Genomic DNA, 12,270 nt, shown 5'->3' on the forward strand with positions numbered 1-12,270 from the left:
TTCAACGCTGAACTATCCAGGTTGGACAACGTCCTTCCACTATTGAGGAGGATCCATGACAAGAATGAAGACGGCTGCGGCGCTCGGCACCGCCGCGGTGCTCTCCCTCGCCGCGTGCTCGAACGGCGGCACCCCCCACGAGGCCGCGACGACGTTCGCCCCCGACACGGAAGCGGAGATCACCTTCACCTGGTGGGGGAACGAGGAACGCGCCGAATGGTTCGAACGGGCGCTGGACCTCTTCAACGAGGAGTACCCCAATGTCGAGGTGGTGCGGAACTTCAACGCGTGGGGCGACTACTGGACGGCGCGCAACACCGAGGCCGCGGGCCACGCGCTCCCCGACGTGCTCATGATGGACGCCGGATACCTCGGCGAATACGCGGAGAAGGGGCTCTTCCTCGACCTCGGCGCCTACCAGGGCGGCCTGCTCGACACCGAGGGCTACTCCGAGACCCTCATCGAATCCGGCACCGTCGACGGCGAGTTCGTCGGGGTGCCGATGGGGTACAACGCCTGGTCCATGATGTACAACAAGGACCTGCTCGACGAGCTCGGCGTCCCCTACCCGACCGACGACATGACCCTCGCCGACCTCGAGGCGTACGTCCTCCAGGTCAACCAGGCCGGCGCCGCGCACGACCCGCGGATCTACGGCGCCTCGGACTACACCGGCGGCTTTCCCGGATTCATCTACCACCGGATGCAGCAGGGCGAGCGGGTGTTCACCGAGGACGGCGGGCCCGCCTTCAGCGAGGACGACGTCGTCGACTACCTCGACTCCGTCGCGGGCCTCCGCGACAACGGCGACTTCTACCCCGTGGAGCGCAGCGTCGCGCTCGACCCCCTCGGCGGCTTCCTCAGCGGCGAGACCGCGCTCTGGTTCAACTTCTCCACCACCGTGGCCCAGGCGATGAGCGACATCGGCACCGAGAACATCGGCATGGTCCAGGCCCCGACCGGGAACGGCGAGCACGTGCTCGCCGACCACCCCAGCATGCTGCTGAGCGTGTCGGCTGGCTCCGACCAGCCCGACGCCGCCGCCGTCCTGGTGGACTTCCTCGCCAACTCGCCCGAGGTCAAGGCGATCTTCGGCGCGTCCCTCGGCGCGCCCCCGACCGAGGAGGGCCGCGCGGCCGTCGACCAGTCGGCCTCGGACGCCGTCGACTTCGCCTACCTCGACTCGATCGCCGACGAGCTCACCGAGAGCTACCCGCTGCTGCCGTCGGGGTACGGGTCCATCGAGGCCAAGTGGGGCTCGCTGCACGAGCAGCTGCTGTACGGCGACATCACCACCGAGCAGATGGCGGAGGAGCTGTTCTCCGAAATGGACATGCTGCTCGGATGACCACCCGCCGCGGCCCGGGCGAGTGCCCGGGCCGCGCCAAACCCCTTCGGCTCAAAGGAGGTCGGCACATGGCCGGAACGACGATCGCGCGAGACCCCGTCCGCGCCCGGGCGCGAAGGCGCAGCCGGGACCGCTCGACTCGCGCCGGATACGCGTTCCTGTCCCCGTGGCTCATCGGATTCCTCGGACTCACCGCCGGACCGATGATCGCGTCACTCTACCTGTCGTTCACCGACTACAACCTGTTCACGGCGCCGACCTTCATCGGCCTCGAGAACTATCAGCGGCTCCTGACGGACTCCAACTTCCTCCAGGCCGCCAAGGTCACCGCCCTCTACGTGGTCTTCGGGACGCCCGTGAAGCTGGCGGCGGCGCTGGCGGTCGCCATGCTGCTGCACAACTCCCGCCGCGGCCAGGGCTTCTACCGCTCGGCGTACTACCTGCCCTCGCTCATCGGCGGCAGCGTGTCGATCGCGATCGTCTGGAAGGCGATGTTCATCGACGAGGGCATCGTCGCCCGGATCGGCGAGGTGTTCGGCGCCGCGCCCGCCGCCGACGGCGGCTGGGTCGGCGACCCCGGCCGCACCCTGCCGATGCTCATCCTGCTCACCGTGTGGCAGTTCGGCGCGCCCATGGTCATCTTCCTGGCCGGCCTCAAGCAGGTGCCGACCGAGCTGTACGAGGCGGCCGAGGTCGACGGCGCCGGACCGGTCCGCCGGTTCTGGAACGTCACCGTCCCCCTGCTCTCGCCGGTGCTGTTCTTCAACCTCCTCCTGGAGACGATCCACGCCTTCCAGATCTTCAACTCCGCGTTCATCATCTCCAACGGCTCGGGCGGCCCCGCCCAGTCGACCCTGTTCTACACGCTGTACCTGTACTTCCGCGGCTTCCGGGACTTCCAGATGGGGTACGCCTCGGCGATGGCCTGGGTCCTGGTGCTCGTGGTCGGGCTGGTCAGCCTCCTGCTGTTCCGCAGCTCGAAATCGTGGGTGCACTACTCGGGAGACGACAAATGAGCCAGACCCCCGCACCGGCCGCCCCGCGCGCCGACCACCAGCAGTCCGTCCGGCTCCGGCGCCGGGCCGAGGCCCGCCGGACCGGCGGCTCGATCCTGTTCCACGCCTTCGCGCTCGCCGTGGTCGTGGTCATCCTCTACCCCGCGGTGTGGATGCTCATGAGCTCCTTCAAGGAGAGCAGCGAGATCGTGGGCTCGGTGAGCCTCGCCCCCACCGGCGGCGGATTCGAGAACTACGCGAAGGCGCTGGAGGGCATCGGCGGGATCTCGTTCTGGACGTTCGTGTGCAACTCGCTGATCCTGGCCGTCGGCTCGGTGGTCGGCATCCTGCTGTCGTGCTCGTTCGCGGCGTACGCGTTCGCGCGGGTCAGGTTCCGTGGGCGCAACCTGTTCTTCGTGTGCATGATCGCCACGATGCTGCTGCCGTTCCACGTCGTGATCATTCCCCAGTACATCGTGTTCAACGAGCTGGGCATGATCAACACCTACTGGCCGCTGCTGCTGGGGAAGTTCCTGGCGACGGACGCCTTCTTCGTGTTCCTGATGATCCAGTTCATCCGCGGGCTGCCGCGCGAGCTGGACGAGGCGGCGGTCATCGACGGGGCCGGGCATCCGCGGATCTTCTTCTCCATCATCCTCCCGCTGATGAAACCGGCGCTGGTCACCAGCGCGATCTTCGCCTTCATCTGGTCGTGGAACGACTTCTTCGGGCCGCTGCTCTACCTCAAGGAGCCCGGCATGTACACGATGCCGCTCGCGCTGCGCCTGTACGTCGACCAGACGTCGACGAGCGACTACGGCGCGCAGATGGCGATGGCCATCCTCTCCCTGCTGCCGGTGCTGCTGTTCTTCTTCGCGTTCCAGCGCCAGCTGGTCGGCGGCGTCGCGACCCAGGGGCTGAAGGGATGAGCGCGCACACCGCTCATGAGAGCGAGGAGCGGCCCGCATCGGCGGGGGCTGAGCACCTGTTCCGGTTCGGCGGCGGGTCCGTCGCCCTGTTCGGCGAGATGCTCGTGGTCGGGCTCGTCGTGACCGCGCTGTCGCTGCCGCTGGTGACGGCCGTCCCCGCGATCGCGGCGGGGGTCCACCATCTCGACCGCCACGTCTCCGATCGCGGTGACGGCCTGGGCGAGCTCCTGGACGCCGCCCGGCGGGCCTGCCGCGGTGGCTGGGCGGTGGGCGCCGTCGCCGCACTGGCGCTGGGCCTGCTCGGGCTCAACGTCGCGCTCGGCGTCCAGGGACTGGTGCCCGGCGGCACGCCGCTGGCGATCGTCAGCGCGCTCTTCGCCGCGGTGATCGCCGTGGTCGTGGTGCGCGCGGCGTCGCTGTGGGAGCCCTCGGCGGACTGGCGCGAACTGCTGCGCGAGGCCGCCTCCCTGACCACCGCCGACCCCGTCGGCACGGCATACGTCTTGATCGGACTCGGCGTCGGCGCCGTCGTGGCGTGGATGTTCCTGCCGCTCATCATCGTCACGCCGGGAATGCTCGCCATCGCCATGCTCGCCGCGCGGCGGCGGGCGAACGCGCCGGTCTGCATGGACCACGCCCGGAGGGGGCGTTAAAAGAACATCGGCGGGTCCCCGGGCACGCCCCGGGACCCGCCGATGTTCGTGTCACGAGGACCGCGCGAGCCGTTCGCCGATGAGGGCCAGGTTCTGGATCGTCGCCAGGCCGCATTGCGCGGCATCGTTGGTGGAGAGCGTGCGGGCCTCGTCCACCGGGGACAGCACCTCCGGCGGGAGGATCCGCACCGCGCGGAACGCCTCCTCGCCCATGAACTCGCCGCCCTGGAAGTACGCCCGCCACGCCCGGTCGGCGAGCGCCTCGTCGCCCGTCCGGTTCGCCGCGTACGCCGCGAGCCGGGAGTGCGCCTGCTCCAGGTTGAAGCCCGAGGGCACCACGCCCAGCTCCGCGCGCTGCTCCTCGGGCCCGGCCAGGTACAGGCGGCAGTACTGGAGCCACGCCTCCTTGAAGCCGGGGGCCTCGACCTGGCCTGCGTCGATCAGGCTCACCAGCTCGCTGCACACCTCGACCAGGCCGAACACGGCCGACAGGTGCGAGACGGAGACGCGGTCGCGCTCGGTGTCGAACCGGCCCGTGTCCAGGTCGTACAGCGCCTCACCGGTGAAGAAGCCCTTCGGCAGCGCGCCGATGTCGCTCATCGTGCCGATCAGCCGGTCGCGCGAGCGCTCGTTCCCGGTGATCTCCCAGTCCGCCAGCCACGTCGCCGCCAGCGCGCTCCAGTCCGTCCCGAGCCCCACGGCGAGCGCCCGGCGCTCGGGCCGATACGTGGCCGCGTCCGGCCGCACCTTGCGCGTCGGGTCGAGCGACAGGAACGTCGTGTCGGAGTCCCGCAGCTCCAGCATGAGGTCGCGGGTGTGCTCGTCGCCGGTGAGGAAGTAGTGGAACCGCCGGTACGCGGGCGTGGAGATGCGCACCTGCTTGGCGCTGCACCCCCAGTGCTGGACGTTGTGCCTGCTGCCGAGCCCCTGCCAGGGGCCTGCGTGGTAGACGTCCACGTCCCCGGTGTGCCTGGTCATGCGCTCGGCCAGGCGGAACACGTCCGCCCTGCCGGTGCGCAGGAACGAGGTCCACAGCCACAGGTCCGGCGACAGCTCCGAGTTGTCCCACGCGTACCCGCCCACGTCGTAGCGCCAGGTGTGCCGGTCGCGGTCGTAGGCGTGCATGACGTCGCCGAAGTTCCAGAACCCGTACCAGGACCGCTGGTCGACCTGGCCGACGTAGAAGTCCAGCAGGAAGTCGAGCCGGTCCTCCAGGGCGGCGCGGCGGGAGTCGGCGCGGTCGGGGAGGTCCCAGTCGCCCAGCACGCCCGCCTCGTGCAGCGCCTCCGGCGTGGGCACCAGCTGCGGACGGGCGGCCGTCCCGCGGGCGAGGCGCGCCAGCTCGGCGACCGGCGGGGTGGCCGCGAACGGGGTCACGGTCAGCTCGTGGGTGCGGCCGATGCCGTGCGCCGAGCCGAAGCCGGGCTCGTAGTCCTCATAGGTGATGTCGAGGGCGTCGAGCTGGTCGGCGTACTCGTCCTGACCGAGGCCGTCGTGGTAGAACCGCAGGTCCATCGGCGCGGCGTCCGGCGACCACAGCCACATGGTCAGCGTCGCCGCGTCGGTGTCGGCCGAGCGCACGTCGACGCCGGTCGGGTGCGACTGCCAGAACCCGGTCAGCCCCACGGCGAGTCCGCCGGAGACGTCGCCGACGTAGCCGAGGCCGTCCGCGCGCGTGCCCTGCGCGACGTCGATCCACGGCTTGTCTGCGGCCGTGCGCTTGTGGACGGTGTAGCCGTTCGCGTTGAGCTGGCGCAGCGAGTAGTCGGCCCAGGTGGGAATCCACCGGGAGAGCCGCTCCACGTCCCGCTCCCACTCCGAGGGCGGCGGCGTGGCCCGCCCGTCGAGCTGCGCGGCGCGCACCTCGGCCCCCGGGTCGCGGCGCAGCCCGGTCAGCCCGCGCACCGCCTCCCGCAGGAATCCGCCCTCGGCGCCCGCGAGGCGCACGTGCCGGTCGTGCCATGCCGCGCGCATCGGCACCGTGAACCGCAGTCCGAGCGAGGAGAGGAAGTCGCGTTCGGGGTCGCCGTCCCACACGAAGGAGTGCACGAGCCTGAACGTCGCCGCACCGGCGGCGAACACCAGCCGCACCGTGAACGGCAGCCATGCGCGGCCCTCGTCGCGGTGGACCCCGGTGACCCGCACGACGGCGCGCAGCGGCCCGTCCTGCTCCACTTCGCAGGCGGTGACGTGCCCGACGGCGTGGACCCGGCCGCGCACGTCGGCTTCGGGGCGGTCCTGCCTGCTGGAGACCAGCCTGCCCGACGCGGCCACCTCCGTTTCACCGATCCGCATGGACCGCACGAGGTCGGGTCCGGTGGCGGCCACGGTGACGCGGCACGCGCCGGTGTCGACGACGACGCCGTCCTCGACGGGGGACACCGTGACCCGCGCCCGCGGCTCGGCGGCGTCCCGGGCGACGACCCGGTAGCCGTCCGCGGATTCGCCCTCGGCGCCGAGCGCCACGCCCGCCCACTTGACGCTGCCGTCCGGCCAGGTCGCCAGCGGCCAGGTCTGGGCGGGCACCGGCGCACCGGCGGCGTCGACGACCGCCAGGCTCGCGGCGTCGGTCACGGCGCCGGACGCCAGCGGGACGCCGCAGGTCACACCGCCGATCGCAAGGACGGGTTCGGCGTCTTCGAGCCAGCGCAGGGGAACATCGACGGTCTTCATGTCAGCGGAGTCACCTCGAGGTTGCGGTAGTGGGCCGTGAGCGGGGACATCTGGCGGAAGCCGATCCTTCCCCCGCCCAGCGGCTCGTCGTCGTGGAATGTGAACAGCTCCAGGTCGTCGACCGCGAAGGACACCTCGCCGCCGCGCTTGACGACGCGGACGCGATAGTGGCCGTCGGCGTCCTGGGGAGCGGGAAGCGGGTCCGCGCCCTGCGCCACCAGGCGGAACCCGGGGCTCTTGCGCAGGTTGCAGGTGCGGAAGCGGCGCTCGGTGGGCCACTTGCGCCGCAGGTACGACACGTGCAGCGTTGACACGTCGCCCGAGTGGTACTGCGGGTAGTGACCGGTGCGGGCGGCGAGCGACGGGTCGAACAGGTCGCGCCCGTCCGTGCCGGTCGCCGCGAAGAACAGCATCGCCAGGCCGTCGCCGGTCAGCGGCCGGAAGTCCCACGAGATCGCCACGTCGGCGCCGAACACCTCCGGGCACCAGAACGTGAAGTGAGCCAGGTCGCCGCGCCCGTCCGCGGCCAGGGCGGCCTCGTCGGCGGTGCTGGACAGAACCATGCCGCCGTCCGCATGCTCGACGCCGACCGGTCCCTCCGCCACCCAGCCGTCGAGATCGGACGGAGCGGCGAGCGGGTTGCGGTAGCTCAAGGCCGCACCATCCACTTGCCGAGGGGCTCGCCGTCGTCGCCGACGCCGTCCAGCGCGCCCAGCGCTTCGGCGACGAACCGTGCCACCGCACTGGCGCCCGCCGTCGTGAAGTGCGTGTTGTCCTTGGCCAGGTTCGCATCGACGTCGATGCCGCGCGCCGCGGCCGCGCCGTGCACGAACAGCGCGGCCGAATCGGCCTCGCCGAGCCAGGTGTAGAGCCAGCGGGTGAACACGGTCAAATCGATGACCGGCACGTCGAGCTCGTGGCCGAGCGCGCGGACCGCGGCCGGGTACGGCCCGTGCGAGTACCGCAGCGACCCGTCCTCGTCGAACAGGCGGCGCTCGACGCTCGTGGCCAGGACCGGCCGCGCCCCGGCGCGGCGGACCTCGGCGACGAACTCGGCCAGCCGCAGCCGGTACCCGCCCTCCGCGGCCAGGACGTCGGGCTCCTTCTGGTCGTTGTGGCCGAACTGGATCACGACGGTGTCGCCGGCGCGGAGCTCGGCGGTGACCTTGTCCCAGTGCCCCTCCTCCCGGAAGGACCGGGTGGTGGCGCCCCCGATGGCCAGGTTGCGCACGGCCTCGCCGGTGAAGCGGGCGAGCTCGTCGCCCCATCCCAGGAGCGGCAGGTCGGCGCGCCCGGAGGTGGCGCCGTCGTCGGTGGGGGCGACGGTGGAGTCGCCCGCGAGGTGGATCGTCATCAGCCCTTCACACTCCCGATGAGCATGCCTTTCGCGAAGTGCTTCTGCAGGAACGGATACGCCAGGAGCACCGGGATCGTCGCGACGATGACCACCGCGAACTTGATGCCCTGCGCCGGAGGCGGCACCTCCGAGTGCAGTTCCTCAGGCGTCAGCGACGCCGCGGCCGTCACCTGCCGCAGGATCATCTGCAGCGTCCACTTGCTGGTGTCGTTCAGGTACAGCAGCGGCGACATGTAGTCGTTCCAGATGCCCACGGCGTAGAACAGCGCGAACGTCGCCAGCACCGGCTTCGACAGCGGCAGGACGACGTGCCGCAGCACCTGGAGCTCGTTCGCGCCGTCGATCTTGGCCGACTCCTCCAGCTCGACCGGCAGCTGCTGGAAGAAGTTCTTGATGATGATCAGGCTGAACGGGTTGATCGCCATCGGCAGGATCAGCGACCAGTACGTGTCCAGCAGGCCGAGCTGCTTGACCACGAGGAACGTCGGGATCATGCCCGCGCTGAACACCATCGTGAAGATGACCAGGCTGAGGATCGGGCCGCGCCCCGGCAGGTCCGTCTTCGACAGCGGATACGCCATCAGCGCCGTCAGCGCCAGCTGGATCAGCGTGCCGACGAAGGTGACCACGATCGTCGTGACGAACGCGCGCACGATGACGTCCGAGGACAGGATCGACTCGTACGAGGTGGTGGTGAACTCCCTCGGCCACACGAAGAACGGCCGAGTGGTGATCTCGTACTCGGTGGCGAAGGAACCGGCCAGCACGTACAGGAACGGCAGGAGCGCGAGCAGCCCGACCGCGATCAGCAGCAGGACGTTGAAGACGTCGAAGGCGCGTCCGGCGCGGGTGTTGAACCGCTTGTTGATCGAAGAGCTCATCAGAAGATCCCCTGCTGGTTGAATCGCTTCGCGAGCCAGTTGGTGCCGAAGATGAGCACGAGCCCCACGAGCGCCTTGAACAGGCCCACGGCCGTGGCGTAGCTGTACGACCCCTGCTCGATGCCCGCGAAGTAGACGTAGGTGTCGAAGACGTCGGCGACATTGCGGTTCAGGGCGTTCGACATCAGGTAGATCTGCTCGAAGCCGGTGTTGAGGAGCTGACCGGTCTGCAGGATGAGCATCACCACGATCGTGGGGCGGATCGAGGGCAGCGTGATGTGCCAGACGCGGCGCCAGCGCCCCGCGCCGTCGATGACCGCCGCCTCGTACTGCCCCTGGTCCACGCCTGCCAGGGCCGCGAGGAAGATGATCGTGCCCCAGCCCGTGTCCTTCCAGATCATCTGCATGAGGATGAGCGGCCGGAACCAGCCGGGGTCGGCGAGCATGTTGGTGTCCGAGCCGAACAGCCCGTTGAAGAACGTCCACAGCGGCCCGGTCCCGATGGCGAACAGCAGCGCGGTGAGGGACACCACGACGGTCCACGACAGGAAGTGGGGGATGTAGACGAGCGTCTGCACCGTGCGCTTGAGGATCTGGAGGCGCAGCTCGTTGAGCAGGAGCGCCACCACGATGGTGATCGGGAACGCGATGAACAGGCTGAGCGCCGCGATGATCAGGGTGTTCTCGAGCAGCCGCGGGAAGTCGGGGTTGGACATGAACTCCTGGAAGTGCTCCAGGCCGACCCACTCGCTCCCCTCGATGCCGAGGAACGGGATGTAGTTCTTGAACGCGATCCGGGCCCCGTACATGGGCCAGAACCGGAACAGGACGAAGTACAGGATGCCCGGCAGCATCAGGAAGAACAGCCACCGGTACCGCACCATGCGGGACCAGAGGTGCTTCCGGCGCGCGGCGGTCCGCGGGGACCGCGTGCCCGGCGACTCGCGCTCGACCTCCACGACGGTCGTCATCGCAGTCTCCTCCTTGAGGTTCGAGGTGCGGGGCCGGTGGCGGTCTCACGCCACCGGCCCCGCACCGGGGGTCAGTCGAGTTCCGCGTAGAGGTCGTTGATCTCGGTGATCACGTCCTCGCCGCCGCTGGCGTACCACTGGTCGATGGCGTCCTGCAGTCCGGCGTCGTCGATCTGCCCGGCGATGTACTGGATGCGGGCGTCGGTGATGATGGTGTCGAGCTGGGCGCCGTTGGTGGTGTAGGTCGGCGAGACGAGTGAGGCCGCGGGGTTGAACACGGCGTTCTCGAGGTCTTCGGCCTGGAGCTCCAGGCGCAGCTGCGCGATCTGCTCGTCGTACTCGGACTCGGGCTTGGCCTTGTAGGCCTCATATCCGGCGACGTTCATGCCGAGCTGGGCCCAGGCTCCGGTCACCTGGTCGGTGAAGTCCTGCCTGTCCGGGTTGTCCACGGAGTAGCCGTCTTCGACCGTGAAGTTGTCGCCCTCGATCCCGTTGTTCATGAGGACCTGCGCGTCCTTGGTGTTCAGCTTGTCGAGGACCGTCAGCACCTCCTTGAGCTGCTCCTCGGTCTGCACGCCCGAGCGGGGGATCGCCAGGAAGCCGGAGTACCCGGCGGTGGGCATCGCGTAGGTGCCGTTCGGCCCATCGAGCTGGCCGGCGAGCGCCACATACTGGTCGTAGTTCTCGGGGTCCTGCTCCTTGAACAGGTCGACGAGCTGGGCGGCCCGGGACTGGACGTCGATGATGATGCCGCCCTCGCCGTTCAGGAACGGCTCGTTCCACTTGGCGCCGTCCAGCGTGGCGTAGTCGGGGTTGACGTAGCCGTTCTGGATCAGTTCGCGCTCGTATCCCAGCGCCTGCTTCCACTCGTCGGTGGTGAAGGAGGGGACGAGCTCGCCGCCCTCGTCGCGCCACAGGTTGCCCGCGCCGTGCCAGACCTCGATGGCGTCGTACGGGCTGCCGTTGCCGAGCCCGCTCCAGGCGATGTTGATCATGCCGTAGGTGTCGTCCTCGCCGTTGCCGTCGGGGTCGTCCTCGGTGAAGGCGCGCGCGATCTCCATGAGGTCGTCGGTGGTCTCGGGCAGCTCCAGGCCCAGGTTCTCGAGCCAGTCCTGGCGGATGATCACGCTGTGGCGGATGACGTCCCTGGCGCGGTAGACGCCGTAGACCTTGCCGTTGACGCTGGAGGCCTCCTGGACCTCGGGGTTCTCGGTGACGAGGTTGGGATAGTCGCCCGAGGCGAGGTAGTCGGTGAGGTCCCAGAACCCGCCCGCTTCGGCGGTCTGGACGAAGGCCTGGTCCTTGCCCTGGATGACCATGACGTCGGGGATGTCGTCGCCCGCCAGGACCGTGTTGGTCTTGGCGCCGTAATCGCTGTTGGGCACCCATTGGACGCTGAGGTCCACGCCGGCGATCTCGCTGAGCGCCTCGTCGATCGGGTCGTCCTCCTCGGGCGGCGTCGCGGAGAAGTAGGGCGCCATGATGTCGAGCGTCTCCAGCGGGTCGCCGGATTCGCCGTCGTCGCTGCATCCGGCCAGCACCAGGCTGCCGGACAGGAGGACGGCTACTGGTATGCGCTTTCTTAGCGTCATCGGGGGTCCTTTCACAAGGGGATTTCGTCGGTTGTTCTGTGGTTTGCCGGTGGGGTCAGGCGTCGGCCGGAAGGTTCCGGTCGTTCGCGGCGTAGAAGGACAGGCAGAGCGCGGTGCACAGGTACACCCACCCGCCGATGGAGACCACGGGCAGCAGCCCGGGTACGAACGCGGTGATCGCGGCGACGAGCGCGGTCGTCGCGATGAGCAGGAGCGGAGCGCCGGGGAACCGGACCAGGAAGGCCCAGGCCAGGCGTATGCACCGCCCGCGCCGCAGCTCGTAATGGGCGTCCATCGTCACCGCGAGCACGAGGTGCGCGAGGCAGACGGCGGCCGCCGCGATGAGCGCGATTTCCAGCCACCCCGTGCCGGGGCGTCCGGCCAGCGCCAGGAGGCTCACGCCGAAGCACGTGAGCGCGGCGGCGGACGGCGCTGCGAGGAGGTTGGCGTGCTTGAACTGGGCGCGCCACCGGGTTGCGAAGGCGCGCACGAGCCGTTGGTCGTCGCCCCGCAGCCGGGTCCGGCTGCACGACGTGGCGGCCGCCAGCGCGGGCGCCCAGCCGAGGACGATCCCGCCCGCCAGCGAGAAGACGATCACCAGGAGGTTCAGCAGTCCGATGAACGCCGCGGCGTCGGCCCATCCGTACCAGCGTTCGACCCGCGAGCCGTCGCGGGCGGCGCGAGCGCCGCGGTCGGGTGCCGCCGGGCCGCGAGGGGTGTCCAGCGTCGTCATCGGTGCGCTCCCCTTCTTCATCGGTGTCTGCCGCGGTCTGAGCTTCGTCGACCGCCCGTCTTCGGGGCCGCCGTTCGGCGGCTCCGTTCACGATCACATTTGAAAGGATTCAAATGTGATTGACACAATAGTTAATGA

At 69.6% G+C, this 12,270-nt stretch carries 11 protein-coding genes; 4 read left to right on the top strand and 7 right to left on the bottom strand.

Annotation, left to right across the window (positions count from 1 at the left end; all coding sequences use genetic code 11):
• The first annotated feature begins 55 nt into the window (after window positions 1-55).
• The 4 genes from H613_RS0111290 (at window position 56) to H613_RS26020 (ending at window position 3,925) form a co-directional block, all read left to right on the top strand.
• Window positions 56-1,348 (top strand): ABC transporter substrate-binding protein, encoded by a 1,293-nt coding sequence (locus H613_RS0111290; protein WP_026923875.1) that lies wholly within the window; start codon window positions 56-58, stop codon window positions 1,346-1,348.
• A gap of 68 nt (window positions 1,349-1,416) precedes the next feature.
• Window positions 1,417-2,364 (top strand): carbohydrate ABC transporter permease, encoded by a 948-nt coding sequence (locus H613_RS0111295; RefSeq protein ID WP_084546550.1) that lies wholly within the window; start codon window positions 1,417-1,419, stop codon window positions 2,362-2,364.
• A complete protein-coding gene (locus tag H613_RS0111300; protein WP_026923877.1) occupies window positions 2,361-3,272 on the top strand; it encodes a carbohydrate ABC transporter permease in 912 nt (303 codons plus the stop codon). Before H613_RS0111295 ends, H613_RS0111300 begins: the two co-directional genes overlap by 4 nt.
• Window positions 3,269-3,925 carry a hypothetical protein gene (locus H613_RS26020; protein ID WP_051393254.1) on the top strand — a complete coding sequence of 219 codons (657 nt, stop codon included), beginning with the start codon at window positions 3,269-3,271 and terminating at the stop codon, window positions 3,923-3,925. Before H613_RS0111300 ends, H613_RS26020 begins: the two co-directional genes overlap by 4 nt.
• A gap of 51 nt (window positions 3,926-3,976) precedes the next feature.
• Here H613_RS26020 and H613_RS26025 read toward each other — a convergent pair whose 3' ends face one another.
• The 7 genes from H613_RS26025 to H613_RS0111340 all read right to left on the bottom strand — a co-directional run bounded on the left by H613_RS26025 (window position 3,977) and on the right by H613_RS0111340 (window position 12,132).
• Window positions 3,977-6,598 carry an exo-rhamnogalacturonan lyase family protein gene (locus tag H613_RS26025; RefSeq protein WP_035737721.1) on the bottom strand — a complete coding sequence of 874 codons (2,622 nt, stop codon included), beginning with the start codon at window positions 6,596-6,598 and terminating at the stop codon, window positions 3,977-3,979.
• Entirely contained in the window at window positions 6,595-7,251 is a 657-nt protein-coding gene (locus tag H613_RS0111315) for a DUF1961 family protein (protein WP_211234781.1), read from the bottom strand. Before H613_RS0111315 ends, H613_RS26025 begins: the two co-directional genes overlap by 4 nt.
• The gene (locus H613_RS26030; RefSeq protein ID WP_051393255.1) at window positions 7,248-7,952 is read right to left on the bottom strand and encodes a rhamnogalacturonan acetylesterase; all 705 of its coding nucleotides are present in this window, start codon (window positions 7,950-7,952) and stop codon (window positions 7,248-7,250) included. The genes H613_RS0111315 and H613_RS26030 overlap by 4 nt, the downstream gene beginning before the upstream one ends.
• A complete protein-coding gene (locus H613_RS0111325) occupies window positions 7,952-8,836 on the bottom strand; it encodes a carbohydrate ABC transporter permease (RefSeq protein WP_035737724.1) in 885 nt (294 codons plus the stop codon). Before H613_RS0111325 ends, H613_RS26030 begins: the two co-directional genes overlap by 1 nt.
• Window positions 8,836-9,807 carry an ABC transporter permease gene (locus H613_RS0111330; RefSeq protein WP_026923880.1) on the bottom strand — a complete coding sequence of 324 codons (972 nt, stop codon included), beginning with the start codon at window positions 9,805-9,807 and terminating at the stop codon, window positions 8,836-8,838. Before H613_RS0111330 ends, H613_RS0111325 begins: the two co-directional genes overlap by 1 nt.
• Window positions 9,808-9,878: 71 nt before the next feature.
• On the bottom strand, window positions 9,879-11,399 hold the full coding sequence (locus H613_RS0111335) for an extracellular solute-binding protein (protein ID WP_035737727.1): 1,521 nt from the start codon (window positions 11,397-11,399) through the stop codon (window positions 9,879-9,881).
• 55 nt (window positions 11,400-11,454) lie between these two features.
• Window positions 11,455-12,132: a DUF624 domain-containing protein gene (locus tag H613_RS0111340; protein ID WP_026923882.1), complete on the bottom strand. Its 678-nt coding sequence runs from the start codon at window positions 12,130-12,132 to the stop codon at window positions 11,455-11,457.
• Window positions 12,133-12,270: the final 138 nt, after the last annotated feature.

The organism is Glycomyces arizonensis DSM 44726, from assembly GCF_000482705.1.
GTDB lineage: Bacteria > Actinomycetota > Actinomycetes > Mycobacteriales > Micromonosporaceae > Glycomyces > Glycomyces arizonensis.